This is a genomic window from Nisaea sp. (assembly GCF_017640745.1).
GTDB lineage: Bacteria > Pseudomonadota > Alphaproteobacteria > Thalassobaculales > Thalassobaculaceae > Nisaea.
Genome location: NZ_JAEPQA010000024.1, coordinates 1 through 21,884 on the forward strand (window position 1 = coordinate 1; position 21,884 = coordinate 21,884).

At 64.2% G+C, this 21,884-nt stretch carries 16 protein-coding genes, 2 tRNA genes and 1 pseudogene; 4 read left to right on the forward strand and 15 right to left on the reverse strand.

The features are described from left to right. The 3 genes from JJ959_RS16015 to JJ959_RS16025 all read right to left on the reverse strand — a co-directional run. Positions 1–250 (reverse strand): GTP-binding protein (locus JJ959_RS16015; protein WP_292885648.1); only part of this gene is annotated, 250 nt, incomplete at its 3' end. A 100-nt stretch (positions 251–350) separates the two neighbouring features. Further along, positions 351–424 (reverse strand) — tRNA-Gly (locus tag JJ959_RS16020). Positions 425–533: 109 nt separating this feature from the next. Further along, positions 534–618, reverse strand: a tRNA-Tyr gene (locus JJ959_RS16025). A 198-nt stretch (positions 619–816) separates the two neighbouring features. Between JJ959_RS16025 and rlmB the strand changes: the two genes are divergently transcribed. Further along, positions 817–1,632, forward strand: a complete 816-nt coding sequence (rlmB, locus tag JJ959_RS16030; protein WP_292885651.1) for a 23S rRNA (guanosine(2251)-2'-O)-methyltransferase RlmB — start codon at positions 817–819, stop codon at positions 1,630–1,632. A 147-nt stretch (positions 1,633–1,779) separates the two neighbouring features. Then, complete coding sequence (locus JJ959_RS16035) at positions 1,780–3,252, forward strand: hypothetical protein (protein WP_292885654.1); 1,473 nt, start codon at positions 1,780–1,782, stop codon at positions 3,250–3,252. A gap of 6 nt (positions 3,253–3,258) precedes the next feature. Here JJ959_RS16035 and JJ959_RS16040 read toward each other — a convergent pair whose 3' ends face one another. The 10 genes and pseudogenes from JJ959_RS16040 to JJ959_RS21360 form a co-directional block, all read right to left on the reverse strand. Continuing rightward, positions 3,259–3,906, reverse strand: coding sequence for a c-type cytochrome (locus tag JJ959_RS16040; RefSeq protein WP_292885657.1), 648 nt, complete (start codon positions 3,904–3,906; stop codon positions 3,259–3,261). 79 nt (positions 3,907–3,985) lie between these two features. After that, on the reverse strand, positions 3,986–7,762 hold the full coding sequence (locus tag JJ959_RS16045; protein ID WP_292885660.1) for a hypothetical protein: 3,777 nt from the start codon (positions 7,760–7,762) through the stop codon (positions 3,986–3,988). Positions 7,763–7,773: 11 nt separating this feature from the next. Beyond that, positions 7,774–9,555 (reverse strand): hypothetical protein, encoded by a 1,782-nt coding sequence (locus tag JJ959_RS16050; protein WP_292885663.1) that lies wholly within the window; start codon positions 9,553–9,555, stop codon positions 7,774–7,776. Continuing rightward, positions 9,540–11,450, reverse strand: coding sequence for a heme-binding protein (locus JJ959_RS16055; protein ID WP_292885666.1), 1,911 nt, complete (start codon positions 11,448–11,450; stop codon positions 9,540–9,542). The genes JJ959_RS16050 and JJ959_RS16055 overlap by 16 nt, the downstream gene beginning before the upstream one ends. Positions 11,451–11,469: 19 nt before the next feature. Further along, positions 11,470–11,880 carry a hypothetical protein gene (locus tag JJ959_RS16060; RefSeq protein WP_292885669.1) on the reverse strand — a complete coding sequence of 137 codons (411 nt, stop codon included), beginning with the start codon at positions 11,878–11,880 and terminating at the stop codon, positions 11,470–11,472. 32 nt (positions 11,881–11,912) lie between these two features. Next, entirely contained in the window at positions 11,913–13,622 is a 1,710-nt protein-coding gene (locus JJ959_RS16065) for a cytochrome c3 family protein (RefSeq protein WP_292885672.1), read from the reverse strand. Positions 13,623–13,629: 7 nt separating this feature from the next. After that, positions 13,630–14,457, reverse strand: a complete 828-nt coding sequence (locus JJ959_RS16070; protein WP_292885674.1) for a hypothetical protein — start codon at positions 14,455–14,457, stop codon at positions 13,630–13,632. A gap of 2 nt (positions 14,458–14,459) precedes the next feature. Then, on the reverse strand, positions 14,460–16,853 hold the full coding sequence (locus JJ959_RS16075) for a cyclic nucleotide-binding domain-containing protein (RefSeq protein WP_292885676.1): 2,394 nt from the start codon (positions 16,851–16,853) through the stop codon (positions 14,460–14,462). Between the two features lie 165 nt (positions 16,854–17,018). Next, positions 17,019–17,522, reverse strand: a complete 504-nt coding sequence (locus JJ959_RS16080) for an A24 family peptidase (RefSeq protein ID WP_292885678.1) — start codon at positions 17,520–17,522, stop codon at positions 17,019–17,021. A gap of 30 nt (positions 17,523–17,552) precedes the next feature. Then, a pseudogene (locus JJ959_RS21360) lies at positions 17,553–17,816 on the reverse strand (prepilin peptidase); the annotation flags it as partial. Positions 17,817–17,858: 42 nt separating this feature from the next. On the opposite strand from JJ959_RS21360, the gene JJ959_RS16090 reads away from it, so the two are divergent. Further along, positions 17,859–18,212, forward strand: coding sequence for a hypothetical protein (locus JJ959_RS16090; protein WP_292885684.1), 354 nt, complete (start codon positions 17,859–17,861; stop codon positions 18,210–18,212). Positions 18,213–18,281: 69 nt separating this feature from the next. Continuing rightward, on the forward strand, positions 18,282–19,604 hold the full coding sequence (locus JJ959_RS16095) for a multiheme c-type cytochrome (protein WP_292885687.1): 1,323 nt from the start codon (positions 18,282–18,284) through the stop codon (positions 19,602–19,604). A 42-nt stretch (positions 19,605–19,646) separates the two neighbouring features. Here JJ959_RS16095 and JJ959_RS16100 read toward each other — a convergent pair whose 3' ends face one another. Both JJ959_RS16100 and JJ959_RS16105 read right to left on the reverse strand, forming a co-directional pair. Next, complete coding sequence (locus tag JJ959_RS16100) at positions 19,647–20,729, reverse strand: hypothetical protein (protein ID WP_292885690.1); 1,083 nt, start codon at positions 20,727–20,729, stop codon at positions 19,647–19,649. Positions 20,730–20,733: 4 nt separating this feature from the next. Beyond that, positions 20,734–21,873 carry a zinc-dependent alcohol dehydrogenase family protein gene (locus JJ959_RS16105; RefSeq protein ID WP_292885693.1) on the reverse strand — a complete coding sequence of 380 codons (1,140 nt, stop codon included), beginning with the start codon at positions 21,871–21,873 and terminating at the stop codon, positions 20,734–20,736. Positions 21,874–21,884 lie beyond the last annotated feature (11 nt).

The following is a 21,884-nucleotide window of genomic DNA, read 5'->3' on the forward strand; positions in this document are numbered from 1 at the left end:
CCGGGCAGTCGACGTGCGCATAGTGACGGTTCGCCGTCTCGTACTCGACGTGCGCCGTCGAAATCGTGATGCCGCGCGCGCGCTCTTCAGGCGCCTTGTCGATCTGGTCGTACGCCGTAAACGACGCTCCGCCAGACTCCGCCAGCACCTTCGTGATCGCGGCCGTCAGCGACGTCTTACCGTGGTCGACGTGGCCGATCGTCCCAATGTTGCAGTGCGGCTTATTCCGCTGAAACTTTTCCTTCGCCATCGCGCACGTGTTCCTGCTTGATTTGCCGGCCACGCTGGCGCTCCGCACCGTGCATGACCCGAATTGATCCCTCTGCTCAGCCTGCCGCGGCGGGATGCGGTGGAGCGGGTGATGGGAATCGAACCCACGTATTCAGCTTGGAAGGCTGCTGCTCTACCATTGAGCTACACCCGCCCAGCCTACCGCACACCGCGGCGGTGCCCGCGGCTTCCGCCCCGAACACCGGCCAAGCACTAACTTTTTTATCCCACTTTCCGGCCGGAAGCCGGCACGGCAAGCGGAATGGTGGTGGGGGTTGGATTCGAACCAACGTAGGCATAGCCAACGGGTTTACAGCCCGTCCCCTTTAGCCACTCGGGCACCCCACCCGATTCCCGGACGCGAATTCCGTCGACCACTTTCGTGGCTGTTTCGGTCCCCGCGTTTGAAGGGAGTGCGAAATATGAGAAATAGTCTCTGTTTGTCAACGCCAAAAAACATGGCAAAAGCGGTCACGCGGCATTCATTCCGCGAAACGGCGCTCTGTCTGCGACGGGCTGGAGCGATCTTATGACCAGGTGGGCCTCATGAGCAAATTTCGATCCCGCAAACCCGCGCAAGGGCGTGCTCGCGGCAAACCGCAATCGGGACCCACGGCCTCGGGCAAGGACCTGCTTTGGGGTTGGCACGCTGTCTCGATGGCGCTTGCGAACGACAAACGGCAGATCAAGGGCCTGCTCTGTACCGCGCGGAGCGAAGCGGACCTCGCAGCACGTCTCGCCGCCCTTCCCGAACAGCGTCGCGAAAATCTTCCGCAACCGCTCATCAGGGACAAGGACACACTCGATGCCCTCGCGGGCGAAGGAGCCGTTCACCAGGGCATCATTGCCGAGGTCCGACCGCTTCCGGAGGTCGCGATCGAGGATGTTCTCGAGGATGCGGGCGAGGAATGCCTTCTCGTTCTGCTCGATCAGGTTACCGACCCGCATAATGTCGGCGCGGTCCTGCGCTCCGCCGCGGCCTTCGGCGCCCGCGCCGTCATTGCCACCGACAGGAATGCGGCACCCACGACCGGAGTGTTGGCGAAATCCGCGTCCGGCGCCCTCGACGCCATCGACCTGGTCTACGTGACCAATCTCAGCCGCTCGATGGAGATGCTTCAGGACGCGGGTTTCTGGTGTGTCGGGCTCGACGGGGAGGCAGAGAAAAAAATCGACGAAGCCGATCTCAAGGGACGGATCGCGATCGTCATGGGGTCGGAGGGGAGCGGCCTCAGGCGTCTGACGCGGGAGCATTGCGACCTGCTGGTCCGGCTGCCGACAATGGGGCCGGTCGCAACCCTCAACGTTTCCGCGGCAACCGCCGCCACGCTCTATGAAGTGGCGCGGCAGAAACAGGGTTAACATCTCGGCAGCCGCGTGGCTTATCCCACACGCATATTGGGTTGCGCATTATAGAACACGCGGGTTATTCGTGGTCTAATTCGAAGGTAAACCACGCTAATTCCCTAGCAATCAGCAAGTTTTGTGCAGGTAACACCCGTAAACATCATGACAGATCAGCAAAAAGCCGAGGCACAAAGCTTCAAGGACGCGATCTGCGAGGATGTGGCGGACTTCTACTCTCGCAAATCCCGTGACGCGATCGGTCGGGCCGCTGGGCGTTACTTGCAGTCCGTCCGCCTGACCCCAACCGAACTGCTGCATTCCACGCGCCACCAGCGCGCCTTCAGCGATGCGGGCCAGACCCTGATGCAGGCGGTGCAGAAGACCTCCATCGCACAGGTGAAGGGAACCCAGATGCCCGTCAGCGAACGGGTACGCCGGCTTTATGAGCTGACCGACAGTCTCCACAAGCACTGTCTCGAAAAGCTGGAAAAGGAACCGCCGGCGAAACTGGACAAGGAAAATCTCCCGGACCTGATGGCCATGCGCAGCGGCGAGAAGCCGGCGGATCATGCATTCAGGGTTCGCGCCGTCCTGACGGAAACGCTCGACGGCGTAAACGACTGGGTGAAGAAATTCGAAACGCTCTACGAACTCGGCCACACCATCACCGGGATCGAGGCGTTCGGACATTTCGATCCCTTCATCGCCGAGATCCTTCGCGCACCGGACGCCGCGAAGAACATCTTCGGCGAAATGCGCTCGACCGGCGAAGAGGTCGAGCGGCTGATGGCGCTCCATCGTGGCGAGATCGAGCCGTTCGAGGCCCCGGACAAACCGGCGAACGCCAAGAAATTCTATATGCTGGCGAAGTCCGGCTACATCCCGGAGACCCGCGACGTCATCCTCCGGCTTCTGGTTCGGGCGCTGGAATCGAGCGGAAAGCTGACCAACGGGAATCTCGGCGCCGAACTCGAACAGGTCCGCACAATCTACAGGAAGATGAACACGCCGAATGGCTTCCTCGGCGGCGACGAATGCCGCATCGCGCTTGAGAAACGGGAAGCCTCCCTGTTGAGCGACGAGACCATCGACCTCGTCGTGGGCGGACGCATCGAGGTCCAGGACAAGATCCTGATGGCCCTGCAATTGCGCAAGGGCGCGATCAGCGAGAAAGGCTCGGACTATCTTTCGCGATACGTGACATCGGTGATGGGCCAGCCGGACTTCGAGCGCGCGGTCCGGAACAGTGAAGGCGGACTCGAGGACAAGCTCGCGCTGCTCGCCAAAGTCTTCAAGGAGGCCAGGGCAAACAAGTTCCCGCCGCGCATCGAGGACCGGATCTGCAATATCGTCGAGGAACTGCAGGCCTCGATGCTGGAACAAGCCGACTTCTACAAGAAGCTCGAAGCCCGCGCCGCCACGACCGCGGCGAAGGCGCTCAAGGTGATCGATTTGCTGGCCGACGGCACCGTGGTCGGCTCCGGCAATGTAAAGACCGCACGCAAGGCGGCGCACGATTTCATGAAGAAGCCAGATTTTCTCGAAAGCTATCTCGCGGACAGCAGCGACGCGCAGAAAAAGAAATCGATGCTCAAGGACCTGGAACAGCGTCTCAAGGCCGCCGGTCTCGCCTGACCCTCTTTATCCCGGCGGACGCCGCAACGCCGCCTCTTCCTCCTGCCGTTGCCGCGTTTCCTCCGACCACTTGCTCTTCATGAAGGCAACCAGCGCCCAGATCCCGGCGTCCGAGATCTGCATTTCGAAGCCCGGCATGTCGTTCTTGTAACTGCGCGGCGAGAACGGCTGACCGCCATATTTGATAACGTCGAAAATATCGTCGTCGCTGAGCCGCCAGATCGGGGCGGTGCCGTCCAGCGGCAGCGCAGGCCTGTGGCCGCGCGGATAGTCACCGTCCCAACCAGCCTGCCCTTCGAGGGCATCGCCATGGCAGAATGCGCAATTGTTCCGGTAGAGCGCACGGCCTTCCGAGACCAGGACCGGATCCTGCCAGTCGGCCCGGACCGCGGTTTCGACGACCCGCCGCTCGTAATAGATCGACGCCGCCGTGATCGCGACGCCGATCAGGGTCGCAAAGGCGAGGAAGCGGCCTTTCGGACCAAGTTTGCGAGAGATGTTTGCCGCAAGGCTCCGTTCCGCTGCCTCGATCTCTTCTTCCGCCTCGTCGACAATCTCCCGCAATAACCGGTCGCTCCGGCGTTCTCCGCCGAGCGCCCGTGCCCGCATTCGCGCCAGCCTGCGGGACCGCCGCTCATCGCCGGTCCGGCTCATCGCCCGCCTCCGCAATGGGTGAGATGTCTGACATGGTCCGGATCATACGCCATCGCGGCAGATCCGGCCAAGACGCGGGTCAATTGGCCTTTGCCTGCCGCCTGTCGCCGGCGGCGACGAAATCCTCTTGCCGGATCTCGTCACTGACGAAGTAGGGCGCGCCGGACTCGTTCAGATAGAAATGTTGCATCTCTTCCAGCGTGAACGGACGCGAACCGAGACGCCCGAAGATCGCGATCTGCCCCCCGGTCTCGTCCACACCGCGGTCCCGATCGAGCCCCTTCGAGAGCGCCAGAGCGGGATAGGCCGTCTTCTTCCAGGCGATCAGCTCCGGTTTCGGCTCCGGACTGAAGCCGTAGAAGCGCGGTTGCGTGTCCGGCGCGGTCAGCTGGATCACCTTCAAACCGTTCACACCGTCCGCGACATAGGCGAAGAGCGACGCGTTGGTGGAGCCGACGACGACGTCACGGGCGTCAGAGATCGCCCCGTCCGCGTCGAACATCTGATGCAGCTTCGGCATCGTCGGATTCTTCACGTTGAGGATCGCCAGCCCGTCCCTGCCCGCGGCGACATAGGCATAGGTCCGCGCCACGTAGATCCGATGCGCGTCGGCAAGCGGGACCACTGCGCCCGGCACCCTGGAGATCTTCCGGGGATCGGTGACGTCGAAGACCTTTACGCCCTCGCGGTCGCTGACGAAGAGATAGCGGAACTGCACCGCCGTCGCCCGCGGATCGTCCATCGGAACCTGCTTCACCAGCGTCGGCGCGAGCGGATCGTCGAGATCGAGCACCACGAGACTGTCCGGCGTCGTCACATAGACGAAATGACCGGCGACGGTGACATGGCGGGCACCGTCGAGCACGCCGTCTTCGTTCCAGGTCACTGCCCGGTCGAGGAAATTGTTGCGCGGTTCACCGTCGGCCATGGTGTTCACATTGACGAGGATCAGGCCTTCCTCGGCATCCGTGACCAGCGCGTAATTGTAGATCGGGTGGAACGGCTGTTCCTGGTTGGCCACCCGCATCAGCTCGCCCTCATTGCGCGGCGGATGGATCGGCTGGGTGCTCGGCAGCGCCATGCAGGTCGCATTCGCCGTCTCCACCTGGGTGTCGTGGCCGAGTTCGGAGAAGGGCGCGGTGATGATGCGCTGGCTGAAACCCTTGTTGGCGATCGAGGCGACATCATAGATATGGAACCCACCCGGCCCCTCGGCGGTATAGAGATACTCGCCCCTGAGCTGCAGGCAGTTGGCCGCACCCGGCCCGTCATGTGCGTAGCTTTCCTTCAGTTCGCGTCCGGCCTTCTGGTGGTCCTCGTACCAGTCCGGATAGGCATAACGCTGCAGGTAGGAGCCGATCACCGCCTGCGGCTCGTCCCATTCGGTCACACGCACCGCCTCGACACCGCCCTCGCCGCCGATCCAGGCGTTGTAGCCGACGAAATTCACGAAGTTGGTGCCGAGCAGCAGGAGTTGGGCCATCCGGGCGTTGTTGTCGTTCTTCTCCGAGAGGTGGCAGTCGGAGCAGGTCTTGGTCTCCTCCTTGCGCACCGTGTGCGGGAAATGCGGCGCGAAGGCCTGGCTGGAATAGCCCGCGGCCGCGATCGGCGCCTGCTGGATGTAGATTTTTTCGCGGTTTATGTTGGTCGAGGAGAGGATCAGCGCAGAGGAGGAGCGGACCGGCGCGATCGTGTTGCCCTTCGCTGTCGAGTGACGGCCGAGCTGGAACATCTGGTCGCGCACGACCTGCGGGTTATAGGTCGCGTAGTTGCGGGTCTCGCCGCCTTCGTAGTGATGACGCTCGGTTTTCCAGTTCGCCTGGATCGGCAGGTGACAGCCGGCGCAGCTCGTGGTCCAGGAGAGATGGCAGGTGAAGCACTCCATCTCGTCGTCCTTGTGCGCCCGCGCCTCCTTCGGCACGCCCGGCCCCCAGGACATATCGTCCGGATCGCCCTTCATCAGCTTCGCACGCGCCGCCTTGGCATTGTAGTCCGCGCTCGCAGGATCGACCGTGTTCTTCACCAGGCTGACCTGCCATTCGAGGCCCGGCCAGAGCGCGGAACGCTGGACCAGCGTCTTGCCGCGCCACTCGAAACGCCGGCTGCCATCCGAATTGCGGGTCAGTGAGATGTCGTTGCCGCCCTCCGGCGCCGCAGGCCCCGAGGTCAACAGGGTCGGATATTCGTCCGCCGTGCCGTGGCAGTCCTGACAGGTGATCTCGATGGCGTTTGCGACCTCGCCGTAGAGATGGCCGTTGCCATGCGCGTCCTGCTCGAAATGACAATCGACACAATGCATGCCGACATCGAGATGGATCGAGGACATGTGCACGGCCTTCTTGAACTTGTCCGGGTCGTCCGGCGAGACGACGTTACCGTCCTTGTCGAGCAGGTTGCCGGCTTCGTCCTTCTTGAAGATCGCGCGGAAGTTCCAGCCGTGCCCGTGATAGTCGGCGAACTGGGTATTGTTCAGTTTCGGGTTCATCTCCGAAACCTTGGCAAGGAAGGCCCTGTCGCCCCAGAGACCGCGGATCGCCGCCTCTTCCGGGTTGCGCTCGAGGATCGCGTGCATCTCCGCGTTGCTCGGATATTTCTGCTCCTTCGGCCACATGTGCGGCGCGTCGGACTCGTAGTCCCACATGGTGTAGCCGAGGAACGAGTTCACGAAGACGTTCGGCTGGTGCATGTGGCAGACCATGCACTGGCTGGTCGGGATCGCGCTGGTAAACTCATGGCGCAGCGGGTGGCCCGGCTCGTTGCGCGGGATCGTCGGATCCTTGCTGTCCGTCACCCCCATGTGCCCGTGCTTCGAGTAGGGCCCGGAATGGCGCGGGTCGCGGTCGTTCGCATAGACCACATGGCAGGAGGCGCAGCCTGAGGAGCGGAAATCGCCCGGCTGGTCGTTGGTGCCGAGGAACCAGGTGAAGGGGTCGTTCAGGCGGGTCTTGTGGATGTTGATCACCGGCACCGCAATCCGGAGACCGGTTCCGGGGCCGCGGTTCGACTGTTTCAGATCCGGGCGGCCGGGTTCCTCCAGCCGCTGCAGCTGACCGAGCGCATTCGGCAGGCCGATTTCCGGGAACAGGTTGACGATATTGCGGCCGCCACGCTCGAAGACGCGGAAAATGTCGCCCGGCGGGATCACTTCCCAGGCCGGCATCGGCACCAGTTTCTCCAGCACGCCAGCGTCCTTCATCTCGTCCGTCGGCGGCACCGGATTGGTCAGCGCCGCCGGCTGGCCGTCGCGGGTATAGGCTTCGCCGAGCAGGTAGTTCTTGTAGGGCAGGATACCGTTGTTATAGGCGGCTCCGCCCCAGAGCATTGCGCCGGTCGCCATCAGGCTGTTCTTCGCGGCGCGGATCTCCCGCGCGTGGCAGGCGCCGCAGGACTCGTCCACGACCCGGTAGTCGCTCGGATTGACGAAACGGATGAATTCCGGGCTCTCCCGGTTCAGCAGCGTGTAGGAGCGCTCCGGATTGGCGCTGGCCGGATATTGCCAGCTCTCCGGATAGAGCGGCTGCACATGCGCCTTGTCGAGGGCGGTCCTGTAAGCCGTTTGCGAAGGCGCGCCTTCCGACGGCTTCATCACCGAGGCATTGCCGCCATGGCAGTCGGTACAGCCGAGCGGGACGCCGCCGCTCCGGTGCATGCTCGGCTCGTCCGTCTCGGTATGGCAGCTCATGCACCCGACGCTTTTGGCGTCGATCGCCTCCTTGGGCTGCCATTTCGGCGCCGGCGGCGTCGCGGTGTAGTGGATATCGCGCGGCTTCTCGCCTGATGCCGCCATCACCGCTCCCGGCGCAGCCGCAAGGAGCGTGAAAAGCAGGGCCAGGATGAGTGGAGTGCCGCGTCGCATGACCGCTCCCGTCAGTAGGTCAGGATCAGGTTCGCGAGAACCGTGTAGTAAGTGTCGTCATTGCGGTTCTGCTCGCCGTAGAGATCCTTGATGCCCTGCCCTGCGAACAGCACCGCACCCGAAAGGCGGAACACCACGTTCTGGGTGAAGAACGGACGGTAGATGAGTGCCGCCGACAGGTCCCAACCGATATCGCGCGAGATATCCTGCTGATTGCGCGCCACTTCGAGCACTGCGGTGTCGTCGAACTGCATGTAATTGAGGTTCGTCGAGAGCCGGAGTTCCGGAAGGATGTCGAAATCCGCACCGGCGCCGATCAAGCGGAAGCCCGGATTGTCGAAATTCGACTGACCGTGTTCCTTCGAGCCGCGCAATGACGGCAACATGGCGTTGCGGTTCGAAAGCACGACGCCGCCACCGCCGATCAGGGGAATTCCCTGGCGGATCCAGTAATTGGTGTCGGATCCGGCGATCTGCGGGTTCTCAAAGATCGCATCGAAGCCTCTCTGCGTGCCGTCGAACGGATCGTCGTCACCGGAGGCATAGACCAGCGAACCGCGCAGCCTGACCCAGTCGAAGTCGATCGACGGCTCCGCCGCCGCGAAGAAGGCGCTGACGTCCGCTTCCTCGTTGGTGAACTGGCTGTTCCGGTTCGAGCCGAAGGCGTAATAGACCGAGGTCGTCAGGTTCAGGCGCCCGAAATGACCGTCGCCATTGTAGCCGATGTAGCCGACATCGTAGTTCCGTCCGCGCTCCGCCCCGAAGGAGGTCGGGCGCTGGATGAAATTGTTGTTGTCGAAGTAGAAATCGTCGCCTTCGCGGTTGCGGTTGTAGATGCCGGTGATCTGGCTCTGGTAACCGAGCGCCGGGAAATCCTGCCAGTAGAGATTGGCAACGAAGACATCGTCCTCCCGCAGCTTGCGGTCGACATCGTTGAGGCCGCTGTTGGTATCCTTCTCCAGCCGGCGGAACCAGGCGAGATTGTACTGGTAGATGTTGTTGTCGCGGTCGCCGAAGAAACGCACGCCGAGCTGGTTGTCCTGGAACAGGAAGCCTCGGAAGTCACTGGAGAAAGGCTGGATGCCGACACGGACCGAGTCGAAGTCGTAACGGTCCGAGACATTCCGGATGTGATAATCGACGAAGGCTTCCTGCAGCGCGAAATGGGTGTCAGTGCGTTCCGTCCCCTGCCGCGGATCGGCATAGAGTACCCGGCGCTCCTGCACGTCCGCGTAATTGTAGTTGATGACCGGCGTCAGACGGAATTCGAGGTCCGGCGGCTTGAAGGCGGTGTCGCCCTTGATGAGCGACGCGCTGACGATGAAATTCTGGTTGAAGACGAACTGATCGGTCTCACCGAAGAGATCGTAGTTCCCGGCATTGTCGGAGGACTGGACGCCGATCGGCGTCGGCACGCTGCGCGGTTCGGCGACCGTGTCGGAGATCGCGGCGATATTGACGAACCAGTCCTTGGTTCCGAGCAGCGGACGGTCACCTTTGATCGGGTTCCGGTTGTAGGGGTCGAGGATCGACTCCTCGACACCGACCGCCTCGATCAGACGCCAGCGGTCCGGAATGGGCGCGATATTAGACGGATCTTTCCGGCCCGGAGGCGCGACGCGCTGCTTGATCGCGGAAGACAGCGGCGCGCGCTGTTCGACCTCGGAGGGTGGCGTGCTGCCTGGCCGCTGACGCTCGATGCCTTGTGCGGAGAGATCGGACGCATAGCCGGCCGCCGCCAGCAATCCGCCGGCAAGCAGGACGCGGAGCATGCTCGTCACTTGCCGTTGCATGGCGTCTGCTCTCCGGAATCGAGGAACGGTGCGAACGGACAGGAGACATAGCGGAGGCGCGTTCCCTGCGGAACGAGATTGTCCGCACGGATACCCGTCGGCGCATTGCCGATGCCGGTGCCGAGTTCGATCCCCGCATTGTGCAGTCCGAGGAAGGAAATCATGTCGTCCTGGTCGACGCCGTCGCCGGAGACGCCGATGCCGCCGACGAGCGTGCTGCCTCGATAGATCGGCACGCTGCCGGGGAAGATCTGAAACCCGTTCGCCGCCCGGCTTTTCCCGGTTTCCGGCTGGACCGGAAGGTTGCTGCAATTCTGCTGGGTATCGGTCGCACTCAGTCCGAGCAGGAAGGAGCGGTGCTGTACGATGTTCCCGATCACGGTGTCGAGCTGGAGGCCGGTATTGAACGGGCTCCAGACACTAATCGGCTGGCTGAACGGTCCGTTCGACGTTCCGTCGATCCCGTCCGGGAAATACGGGCGGGAGAGGTTACCGCCGGAACGGTCGGCGAAGGCGGTCCCGTCGGCAAGCGCCGTCGGCCCGATGAAAGCACGGGCGTTCAGAACGTAGGTTCCGAGATTGCCCTGGATCAGCTCGGTCCCGGCGGTGGTGCTGGAGAAGAAGGCGGCGGTGCGCGCCTTCTGCAGGGAGACGTCTGTGCCGAAGACCGGCCCGTCCGGCGTCCGCACGATCCCGAGAATGTCGCCATTGGTATCCACCACCGAGATGGTTACCTGGGCATGGCTGCCGAGCGGACGGCGGATCTGTGCGCGGGCGCGGAAGGCGATGGAGAGCGCATTGCGCAGAATGGTCTGGACCTCGACCGCCGTCAGCGCGTCGGCGGTTCCTTCTGTCCCCGCCTTCGGCGTGAAGCGCGGCTGGTTCGCACTGTTGACGAGGACATAGGCGTCGAGATTGCCGAAGACGCCGCTGGTATCGGGCCGGTACCCGCTCGCCGCTGCGCCGAACACCGTCCCGGCCCGGATCGTGCCGTCGAAATAGGTCGCGACCGGCGTCAAACCGCCGACCGAAGCGGAGAGACTGTCGAAGGACGGCGCGGCGCCCGGCGTCGAGCGAAGCGCCGCGGAACCCCGGTCCGTAAAGCGGAAGGTCTTGCCTTCGACCGTGATCCGGTCGCCCCGGACATTCGCCGGCGCCTCGAACCCGACCGACCCGGCGACGGCGATCAACTCGTCACTGTCGGAATCGACATCGCCGACATTCAGGTCGGCGCTGTAGGTGCCGTCGGAAATCACCCCGATGGCGCCGACCGGCTCGTTGTTCTTGTAGAGCGGCACGCCCCCCGGATCGGCGGAGAGCCCGAGCGGAGAGCGCTTCGGGCCAATCGTCACCGCCGCGCTGTTGGTCGCGATGGAGAGATCGGAACAGGGAAGCTGGCTGAACTGCACACCGAAGAGCGGTCCGCTCGGAGCGAACCGTTCGCGGGGATTGAAATGCTCCTGGACGATCTGGCTCGCGGTCCGGGTGGTGAAGGCATTGCCGCGCGAGGAGAGATAGGCGCCGGTGATGGCCTTTGCGATAGCCGCAACCGGTCCCGGTACGTCCACCCCTTCGAGACCGCCCTTGTTCGGGTCGCCAGAGGTCACGACGATGCAGCCGGTGGGCACCCCGCCAAGAGACACGGTGCAGTCGGTGCCCGAGATACTGAACTGCCGGTTTGCACCGATCATGTTGTAGACGGCGAGCACGTTGCCGACCCGGTCCGTCACCGCGATCGACGCAGGCGCGCCGCGTGCCTGGGCTTCCTGGATCGCCTGAGCGAGCACTCGCTTCACCTCCGCGACCGTCAGGCTCTCCTGCGCCTTCGCGGAGAAGCCAGCGGCGAGGCATACCAGCAGAACGCCGATCCCCAGAGCTCGAAACACTCTCTTCATCACCCCCCGCACTTCCCCGTCAATGCGTGCCTGGATTCACCAATTCGACCACTCCGAACTTGAAGCTGGATGCGGTCTCGTAGGCGATGGTCACCCGGATCGGGAACAGCTCGCCTCTCAGGTCCTCTCCCCTGAAGACCTTTACCTTCATCACGTTGCCGGCAACCGGAGAGTGATTGTCCACCAGACTGTCGAGCCGGCCGTCCCACGGGATCCAGTAGCCGAGATTGGTCCGCTGCAGGACGTCCCCGTCCCCGGTCCGGGCGCTCACGTAATTGGCGGTCGGCTGGTCGCCCCCGAGTGAGACTTCGATCTCCACCGAGACGCTCGCACTGTCGACATTCACCTGGGCCAGCCGTGCGCCGTCCTCGCTGAGGACAACCGGATCGGCAAAGGCGGTTCCGCAGGCCACGGCGAGAAGAGAAAACACGACCAGGCCGCCGCGATATAAGTGCCGGAAATTCATTGCGCCGCAGTCTCCCTTGCCGGATGCATCGGCGGCATGCCGTCCAGATGGAAAGCATGACAGGTTACGCAGGGGCTGGGTACCCGGTCCGAGACGGTCTCCCCGCCGTGACAGTCGCGGCAGACGGCGATCTTCGGCAGCAGCACATCGGAACTCTCGACGGACTCCGCCGCCGCGTGGCAATCGGCGCAGACAACATCCTCATGTGCGCCGTGATCGAAACGTGCCTTCGGATGCCAGACCGCCGCGACCTTCACCGGCGCGACGGAAAGCTCCTGCGGCGCACCTTCCGTGTTCGTGAGCACATGACAGCTCCCGCACTGGCTCTTGGAGAACAGATAGCGCGCCGCCCAGTCCGCCTTCTGCCGGGCCCAGGCCAGCGCCTCGGGCCGCTCTTCCGCCGTCAGCGGCGTGCCCGGACGCCGCCGCACCACGGCCGGCGCCTCCGGCTCCTGCACGCCGCCGTCAAGCGCGCGGGCGGCATAGAATTCCTGCACCTCGCGATAAACCAGCTCCGGCTTGCCATGGGAGACGGTGCGCTTCGGCGCATCCTGATCGAAGGTCAGCTTGTGGCACCCGCCGCAATTGTCCTCCATGACCAACGGCTTCATGAGTGCGCCGCCGGCTTCCGGCACGTGGCAGCTGGCGCATTCGAGCTGTGTGTTCTGGCCCGTCTCCGGATCCTTCATCTTCTTCGGGTCGAGGTGGGTCTTGTGCGGGAAGCGCAGGTTCGAAACTTCCTTCGGGGTGTCGTCCAAGCTGATGCGCGCCTGTTTCCCGGCCCCCGGATCGGTCCAGACGGTCGCCCGGAACTGGGGATGCGCCGTGCCGAAGTCGCCTGCGTTCAGAAGCGCCGTCTGCGGCCACGCCTTGTCGAGACTCTCGTGACAGGAAGAGCAAAGCCGCTGGCGCTCGGAGCGGATCGGCTCCGGCCCATTATGCTCCGTGTGACAGGTTGCGCAGCGGGTCTCCGTGATGCCGGTCGCGACAGAGGCGTCCAGCGTCGCATGCGCATGCTGTGCGGTGTGGCAGGAGGCGCAGGCCGCGTCTTCGACCTGGATGAAAGGCTTGGTGTGGCAAGCGCTGCAATTGTCCGCGAAAAACTTGTGCGAGTTCATCATCTCGCCGGGATTCCAACTGATGTCGAACCCCATCTCATGCCCCTTCGCCATCGCGGCACCCGCGGCGGCGGCATCCACCGGCGCGTCCTTCTCCGGCGCAAGGAAGGGCCAGATCACCGGTACGGCGAGGAACATAGCAAGGATGAGCAGCGAGAGAACCCACGCGGTCCCGCGCTTGCTAATGCCCGATTCGGCGACCGAGAGGCAGGACCGGCGGCGGAGTTCCTCGAGATCGTCGCCAAGCGGCTGCGTCAGTTCCAGCGTCACCCCGAGATCGAAACCGTCCGGCTTTTTCTCGACGACGATCTCGTAGGGACCGGCGCCGAGCGTGTCCCCGGACTTGAGCAACGCCGTCCGGGTCACTGCGCCGTTCACGCGCAGGTCGACGCTCCCGACAGCCTCGACGAATAACCCGTCATTGTTCAGGTGGATGACACCGAGATGGAGCGGCACACGGGGATCCGGCAGAAAGATCTCGTTGTCGCTGCCCCGCCCGATGCGCAGGACTTCCGCGGAGACGAGCTCTTCCCTCCGGCCGATCCCGCCCTTGGCCCGTCGTGTCAGTGTGGTGATCCGCGCGTCCATGATCCGGTCACCAGTAGTAGAAGACGGAAATGATATGCGCGGTCAGCGCGGCGAGCAGCGCGAAAGACAGCGGCACATGCAGATGCAGCCAGATGTCCATCAGCGCCTTCAGCTGGATATCGCGCCGGACGGTCGCGAGCAGCGAGCATTTCTTGCCGATCAGCGTCAGCAGCTTGCGCACCGACGGTCCATGCTCCGGGCCGACATTGGTGCTCACGCGGCGCAGCTCCTCGAACGCCTCGGCAGCCGCGCATTTGCGATCCCTGCCGGAAAGCTGCCTCCAGCAAGAGCCTCCGATCCGGGTCTCGTTGCTGGACTTCAACACCAGCGACGCGATCTCGTCCGGCAGATTGGCCGAGACCTGACGGCATTCCCGGTCGATATCGCCGATCTGGCTGAGAAACTCGTCAAGCGACAGGCCCCGCCGGTTCTCGGTCATCATCCGCGGATAACGGGCATAGGCGTAGATCCCGAAAGCGCCGCTCGCGATCACCAGCATCATCAGCACGTAGGCCAGCGTGTGCACGTTCCAGCCGAGTTGAAATCCGGTATGCAGGGTCGCAACCACGATCAGGCTGAGCCCGAGATAGACATGAGCGGAGAGCCAGGAACGCAGACGGAAGGCGCCGCCGTAGCGCCGCTTGCGGATGCCGAACCACATCAGCCAGACGATCAGCACGGCCCCGATCGTCCCGAGACCGTAGCCGAGCCAGGTCCCGCCGCTCTGCACGTCGAGCGGATCGTAGATCGCATAGGCGACGGCCGAGAGGATGCAGAGCGCGCTCGCCCATTTCAGGAATTTGAAATTGCTGTGAACCAGGAACCCCTCGTGCATCCCTACCTCCCGAACCGTGCGAGGTTGGTGATGGAGAGAAACTCCTCGGGTCTGACGCGGATCGCGGCCCCCGTCGGGCAGGCGCTGACGCAGGACGCGCCACCGGTGATGTCCTTGCACATGTCGCATTTCACTGCGGACTCACGGGCGCCGTCCGGCTTCACCACCGGGCGCTTGTCCTCGCCCGGTCCCGGACCGCTTCCGAACAGCAACCACGAGAGCAGCCCCGGCTTCTTGGGGCGCGGATAGGCCATCTGGATCACGTTATAGGGGCAGTCGCGGGCGCAATTGCCGCAGCCGATGCACTTGTCGTCGATGAAGACCTCGCCGTCCGGCGCGCGGTGGATCGCGTCGGCCGGACAGTCCGCCATGCAATGTGGATGCTCGCAATGCCGGCAGGAGGTCGGGACATGCAGCGTGCCGAAGGTCGGGCCGGCCTCGCGGTTGAGGCGCGAGACACCGCCATGGGTCTCCGCGCAGGCCTTCTCGCAATTGTCGCAGCGCACGCAGAGGCTCTCGTCGATCAGCAGGATGTCGGTCGCCTCGCCGACGCCCTGATTGACCAGGAAGTCGATGATATCGCCGGACTCGGGCCGGGTTTCCGTCTGCACGTTCTCGACCAGCCGGTCCTGGAAGCGGGATTCGATCTCCCGCCGCAGATCCGGCTCGCGGTCCAGCAGGCTCCGGAAGGCCGCGGCATTGATCCTGATTGCCTCGGAGGCGACCGTCGCCTTCACGGTGGCCGAGCGCGGCGTGTTCCCGAGCAACGCCATCTCGCCGATATAGTTTCCGGCAGGAATGTAGGAGAGCACGATATCGCGGCCGGCGATGCGCCGGGAAACGGTCATCGAGCCGGTGCGGATCAGATAGACGTCGTTACTCGTCTCGCCTTCGGTGATCACGGTGTCGCCCGCTGAGAAACTCTCGATCTCGGCGGTCTCGACAACCTCCCGCAGCATCTCCGGATCGATGTTCGGCGCCAGATGCATCTGGATCTGGCGCGAGATCGCGGCCTGGTCGAGGACCCGGCGCGCCGCCGGGACCGAGTTGATCAGGCGCAGCATGGCGCGGCGCGGCGTCTCGACCAGGAAGCACTGCTCGCGGGCGACGATCGTCGCCGTCCGGCGACGGCCCGCGATCAGGCCCATCTCTCCGAAGAACGAGCCCGCACCGAGGGTGACGACCTCGCTCGGATCCAGCGGATTGATCTGCACATCGACGGCGCCGTTCACGATGGAATAGACGCTGTTGGTGTAGTCGTTCCGCTCGAAGATCACGTCGCCCGGCTGCTTCAGATGCACCGTACTGTCGATCATGAATTCGCGGAGCTGCAGCATCGTCATGGAGGAGAGAAGCGGCACGTTCGACTGGATCGCGCCCAGGACGTCCTCGACCTTCACATTGCCGAGGACCCTGAACTTGTTCTCGAGGAGCGGCTCGTCGGCGGGCTTCACCTCGTTGCCCATGATCGTCTCGACGACCTCGTACCCCTGGTTCATCGCCAGCTTGATCAGCGGATAGCCTGCCAGCGCGCCGATGACATAGAGGCCGGGGACGGAGGATTCATAAGTCTGGGAGAGCTCGGGCAGCGCGCCCGGATCGTCGCTCGCGAAACTGATACCGCATGCTTCGACGAATTTACGCGGCGGGTTCGCACCGAGACGGGCGATGACCCGGTCGCAGGCCACCACACTTTCACCTTCCGGCACTTTCAGCGTGATCCGGCCCGGCTCGACGCTGAGCGGTGCGGCATCGTAGAAGCATTCGATCCTGCCGCTTTCGATCGCTTCCGTGATCAGCGACAGGTTGCCCGGCTTGGCGCGCGCGAACTCGCCGCGCCGGTTGACGATCACCACATTGTTCTGGGCCGCGAGCCCGATGGCGTTCTCGATCGCCGCATCGCCTGCACCGACCACGACAATCGTTTCGTCCTCGTATTCCAGCGGATCGTCGAGCTGATACTGCACACGCTCCCATTCAGCTCCCGGAACCCCGAGCTTGCGGAGGTTCCCCTGCAATCCGATGGACAGCACGACATGTCCGGCGGAGACGGTATCTCCATTTGCCAGCGTGACCGTGAAATCGCCCTTCTGGCCGCTGATCCCGGTGACCTCCGCCTTGTACCGGATATTTACCCCGAGGTTTTCCAGCTCCCGGTCCCAGGTGCCGAGAATGTCCTCGCGAACGCCAGCCTCGAAACTCATGTCGCTTCGCAGCGGCATGATGTCGGGCGTCGCCATGACGAATTTCTTTTTCTGGTATTTGAAAATGGTGTCGGCGGCGTGGTCCGTGCGCTCCAGCAGCAGATGCGGAATGCCTCGTTCGGCCGCACGTCCGGCAGCGCTGAGCCCAGCGGGACCAGATCCGACGATCACAATTTCAAAGCGATCAATCACGGCTCACCGCTAGACCCCAGATATATCTCTCAAGTTTATTCGGACTATTGATTGCCCTTTAACGACAAGACGACGATATGCGTTAACTCACATGCTGTCAAAATTGAGGTTCTTGAAATCACATGAAAATTTGACGTTCTTGCACCTCGTCCGGATGTATTTCGGTCAAAGGCCCGCAATCCAGGCGACCCAGCCCGCCAACGCAAGGAAGGGACCGAAGGAAATTCGGGCATTGCGCGCAATAGATCCGCGCGCGATTCCTGCGCCGGCAAGCACCGCAAGCGCCCCGCCGGAGGCCATCAGGATCATCAGGGGCAGGGCGCCGACGCCGATCCAGGCACCAAGCCCGGCAATCAGTTTCACGTCGCCCAATCCGAGCCCGTCGGTTCCCCGGCAACGCTGGTAAGCGACTCCGACCAGCCAGGCGCCGCCGCCGCCGAGCACTGCTCCGGCGGCACTTTCGACCGGAGATACCGGCCCCGCCACGAACGAGAATCCCAGCCCGGCGACCAGCAAAGGCAGAGTGACAGCGTCCGGGAGCCGACCGGTGCGCAGATCGTGAAAGCCGAGAAAGACGAGCGCGAGCCCGAATGCGATACCGGCAGCGACGCGGGGAGAGAACGTCCAACCCGCCTCGATCAGTGCGGATGCGACAATTATGGCAGCCATCACCTCCATCAACGGGAACAATGGATCGATCTTGTTCCCGCATGTCGCGCAGCGCCCCCGCAATGCAATGTATCCGAGCAAGGGCACCAGCGCGAAAACCGGAACCGGATCGCCGCACTCTGCGCAATGCGACCGTCTGGCGCCGAAAACGGGGACATGGCGGGCACTGCGCGAGACGCAAGTAGCCAGAAAACTGCCGATTGCCAGCGCTGCCGCCAGCAAAATCGCACCATGAATGAAGCGGTCTTCAGCCAAAAAAACCAGTCTCCCGATGCCCGTGCTCTTGTCACCCACGAGTTTAAGGTGTGAAACTCCCCGTAACGAACGGGGCGGATTATGTCGAGAAACGATACGCTAGCACTTCTGCTCGCGAGTGCCGCGGCCTGCTCCGTCTTTGTCGGCGCCGGGACCTGGATTGCGGGTTTGCCACGGGATGTCGCACGGCCAACGGCGGGATCCGGGCCGTCTTTACCTGACGCACAGATCGAGAACCTTCTTGTTCATCTGCAGAAAGATCCGCGCGACGTCGAAGCCTTGAAGCGGCTCGGTGCACTCTACGCCGAAACCGGCCAACTGAAGGAAGCCGTGTCGGCCTACGTCTCTGCCTCCATCGAAAACCCCGGCGATGCCGAAACTAAACGTGCCGTGATGGAGCTGCAGGCCCGGGCGCAGCAAAAAGGAAAACATTAGGCGCTATCATCGGCCGAAAAGAGCCGAGCGGCGAAACGAGAACAACGGATGGGGAGCTCCGGAGGGACTATGCTGAAGCGTATTTTCGTCACTGGGACCGTCGCAGTCCTGCTGCTTGGCGCGGGGCCACGGGATGGATTGGCCACCCCTGACCTCCCGCAAAACCGGTCGGACATCCATCTCGGCGTGACGTCCTGCGCCGGGAGCACCTGCCACGGCGCAGCCAGCGCCTGGGAAAAATCCACGGTACTCCAGAACGAGTACGTGACCTGGTCGCAGAAGGACAGCCACTCCAAGGCCTATACCGTCCTGATGAACGACGCCTCGAAGCGGATCGCGGCAAATCTCGGTCTGCCGAACGCGCACGAAGCGGATGTCTGCCTCGATTGCCACGCAGACAACGTTGCCCCGGCAGCGCGCGGAAGGGTGTTCCAGATTTCCGACGGCGTCGGTTGCGAAGCCTGTCACGGCGGCGCGGAACGCTGGCTCGGCCTGCATGTCGCCGGCATCGCCGGACATGCGGAGAACGTCGCCGCGGGCATGTATCCGACCGAGGATCCGGTGAAGCGCGCCGAACTCTGCCTCTCCTGCCATTTCGGCGACGAAAGCAAGTTCGTGACGCACCGGATCATGGGCGCAGGCCATCCCCGCATGAGCTTCGAGCTCGACACCTTCACGGCCATCCAGCCCGCGCATTACGTGGTGGACGACGATTACCGCAAACGCAAGCAGGTGGCGAACGGGATCCAGACCTGGGCCATCGGCCAGGCAATCGCGCTGGAACGCCGGATCGACGCCCTGCTCGACCCCAAGCGGGGAATGGACGGGATCTTCCCCGAACTGGTGCTGTTCGACTGCCAGGCCTGCCACCATTCGCTGACCGAACCGCGCTGGCAGGCGCGGCCGAGCACCGGCCTCGGCCCCGGCGTCGTCCGTTTCGACGATTCCAATCTGCTGATGTTGCGGGTGCTGGTGAGCAGCCTCGACCCGGACAAGGGCGCCAGGCTCGTGGAGCAGACCAAACAGCTGCACACGGCCAGCACCCAGAGCGTGGAGGCCTTCCATGCGGCAGCGAAGGACCTGAAACAGACCACGGGTGACCTCGTCGCAATGTTCTCGGGACATTCGTTCGGCAAGACCGACGTCTCAAAGCTTCTCGGCGGCCTGATCGAGGAAGCGAAGAAAGCGGAATTCTCCGACTACGCAGGCGCCGAGCAGGCCACCATGGCGATCGGGGCGGTGCTCTCCGCCGCCACGCAGATGGGGATGACGGAACTGGCGGAAGCCGCGAAGGACCCGCTGGACAAGGCTTTTGCGGCTTTGGCGAAGTATGATGCCTGGGATTACCCGGGCTTCCGCAGCGCCATCGAGGCGATCCCGGTCCCGAACTGACGAGAGGCGCCACCGGGCCGATCGAGGCTCGGCGGCGCCTTTCTATTCCTCCCTGACGCTGAGGCCGAACGGCCCGGTTCCGGCGCAACAGTGCCGGACCTCAAGCGTATAGGCCCCCGCCGCCAGATCCGCTTCGAGGGCGAAATTGTAGCCGTCGCCGCCATCGTCGTTTCGGGCGACGACCGTCCCGTCCGCCGAACGCAGCACCGCCTCGACATCGCTCGGACCGGTCGACGTGACGGCGAGCCGGCCGCCTTCGGTTGCGGGAAGGGTGAAACGGACCGTCTCCCCGGCCTGGGTGATCGACGCCGCGACACCGTCCTGCAGAGGCCTCGGTCCGGCGGAAGCGGGCGGCTCCCGCCCGGGCGTCCGGGGCGCGGCTCCGTCGCGGACCGAGACGTCGCGTTCTGCAACAGGCCGAAACCGCACGCCCTCACGGTACCCGAGTACGGCCTGACGCCCTTCCGCTCCCGGAACAGCCGAGATGCTGGCGGCCACACCGCCCCCCTCGAGCGGTTCCGAACGCACCTCAAGTCCGGCGGTCCCGACCGCGATATCGGCCTCGGAGAAGGTCAGCGTCCGAGCCCCGCCAGGATCGAGAATGATGGGCCCGCTGTTTTCGGCAAGCGCTTCGTCGAGCGCGCCCGCCAGAGAGGCAAGAGACGCGTCGACCGGAGTTGAGCGGGCGATTTCGGCAAGGCTCTCCGGCACCGCCATGCTGCGCGCAAGCAACAGCCGCAACAGATCGGACAGGGCGGCTTCCGGTGCGTCGAACCAGCGGCCGGGCGCCCCGGCGAGCGAGAAGAAATAGCGTTCGCCGTCGCGCCGGAAGCGGAGACGGCCTTCCGGCTTTTCCCCGCCAAGCTGACGGTAGAGGTCGTAGATCCCGAGACAGCGCTCGGCCCAGGCCCGGTCTCCCGGACCGTAAGGCTGCCCGCCTTCGCCGCCGGCAAGATCCTCGCCCGCGTCGTAGAACATCAGCGTGCCGAGCACGGAACCCGAATTGTGCGCTTCACCGAGAACTCTCTCGGCTCCCGCGCGGATCGTCGCGGCCGAGACCGGTGACAGCGCCACGAGCAGAAGCGCGCCGCCTGCCAGCAGGAGAGAGGCGGCGCGCATCGTCATGTCCTCAGGCCGCCGCGTGCGGCGTCAGGATCTGCCGGATGGCCGATCCGTCGGCGAGGCGGTCGAAGCCTTCGTTGATGTCCTCGAACCCGACCGAGCGGCTGATCAATGCGTCGATCGGCAGACGCCCCTGACGGTAGAGATCGATGAAGCGCGGAATGTCCCTGACCGGCACGCAGCCGCCCATGTAGCTGCCGCGGATCGCCTTCTCGTCCGAGACCAGTTGCGGCGGACTGAAGGAAAACTTGCTGTCGGCGGGCGCGAGCCCGGCGATCACCAGTTCGCCGCCGGTGCGCAGCAGGCTGTAGCCGGTTTCCAGCGCGGGAACCACGCCGGCGAAATCGAAGGCGAAATCCACTCCGCCCCTTGTGATGTCGCGGACCTGTTCCGTCAACTTCGGGTCGGCCGCGTTGAAGGTGTGGGTCGCGCCGAGCTGGCGCGCGAGGCCGAGCCGATCGTCGTTCAGATCGATGGCGATGACGGCGCCTGCACCGGCCACCTTCGCGCCGAGCAGCCCGTTCAGCCCGACTCCGCCGAGCCCGATCACCGCGACCGTGTCGCCGGCCCGGATCCGGGCGGTGTTCAGCACGGCGCCGACGCCGGTCATCACCGCGCAGCCGAAGATCGCCGCCGTCTCCAGCGGGATGTCGCTGTCGACCTTCACGCAGCTGCCCCGGTCGATGACGGCATATTCGGCAAAGCAGGAGACGCCGGAATGATGCGCCAGCATCTCACCGTCGGCCGCCTTCAGCCGCCGGCCGCCGCCCATAAGCTCGCCCTTGGCGCGAGCCGCTGCATTGACCTCGCAGATCTGCGGCCGGCCTTCGAGGCATCGGCGGCAGCGTCCGCAATTGGCGCTGAACTGGAAAACCACGGGATCGCCCGGCTTCAGGTCGCGAATGCCGGGCCCGACCTCGACCACCTCGCCCGCGCCTTCATGGCCGAGCACCAGCGGCAGCGGACGCGGCCGGCTGCCGTTGATCACGGAAAGGTCGGAATGGCAGAGCCCGCCGCCGATCACCCGGACCAGCAGCTCGCCCGCCTCGGGCTTCGAGAGTTCGATCTCCTCGACCGAAATCGGCTGCGATGTCTCATATGGCGCTTTCGCCCCGCTCTGCCGCAGCACGGCCGCCCGCATCTTCATGTTTCATCCCC

Excerpts from the sequence above, each read along its gene's own strand:
- JJ959_RS16100 (WP_292885690.1), bottom strand. The coding sequence starts at position 20,729 with ATGACGATGCGCGCCGCCTCTCTCCTGCTGGCAGGCGGCGCGCTTCTG.
- JJ959_RS16105 (WP_292885693.1), bottom strand. The coding sequence starts at position 21,873 with ATGAAGATGCGGGCGGCCGTGCTGCGGCAGAGCGGGGCGAAAGCGCCA.
- JJ959_RS16080 (WP_292885678.1), bottom strand. The coding sequence starts at position 17,522 with ATGGCTGCCATAATTGTCGCATCCGCACTGATCGAGGCGGGTTGGACG.
- JJ959_RS16040 (WP_292885657.1), bottom strand. The coding sequence starts at position 3,906 with ATGAGCCGGACCGGCGATGAGCGGCGGTCCCGCAGGCTGGCGCGAATG.
- JJ959_RS16035 (WP_292885654.1), top strand. The coding sequence starts at position 1,780 with ATGACAGATCAGCAAAAAGCCGAGGCACAAAGCTTCAAGGACGCGATC.
- JJ959_RS16050 (WP_292885663.1), bottom strand. The coding sequence starts at position 9,555 with ATGCAACGGCAAGTGACGAGCATGCTCCGCGTCCTGCTTGCCGGCGGA.
- JJ959_RS16070 (WP_292885674.1), bottom strand. The coding sequence starts at position 14,457 with ATGCACGAGGGGTTCCTGGTTCACAGCAATTTCAAATTCCTGAAATGG.
- rlmB (WP_292885651.1), top strand. The coding sequence starts at position 817 with ATGAGCAAATTTCGATCCCGCAAACCCGCGCAAGGGCGTGCTCGCGGC.
- JJ959_RS16055 (WP_292885666.1), bottom strand. The coding sequence starts at position 11,450 with ATGAAGAGAGTGTTTCGAGCTCTGGGGATCGGCGTTCTGCTGGTATGC.
- JJ959_RS16095 (WP_292885687.1), top strand. The coding sequence starts at position 18,282 with ATGCTGAAGCGTATTTTCGTCACTGGGACCGTCGCAGTCCTGCTGCTT.
- JJ959_RS16045 (WP_292885660.1), bottom strand. The coding sequence starts at position 7,762 with ATGCGACGCGGCACTCCACTCATCCTGGCCCTGCTTTTCACGCTCCTT.
- JJ959_RS16065 (WP_292885672.1), bottom strand. The coding sequence starts at position 13,622 with ATGGACGCGCGGATCACCACACTGACACGACGGGCCAAGGGCGGGATC.
- JJ959_RS16090 (WP_292885684.1), top strand. The coding sequence starts at position 17,859 with ATGTCGAGAAACGATACGCTAGCACTTCTGCTCGCGAGTGCCGCGGCC.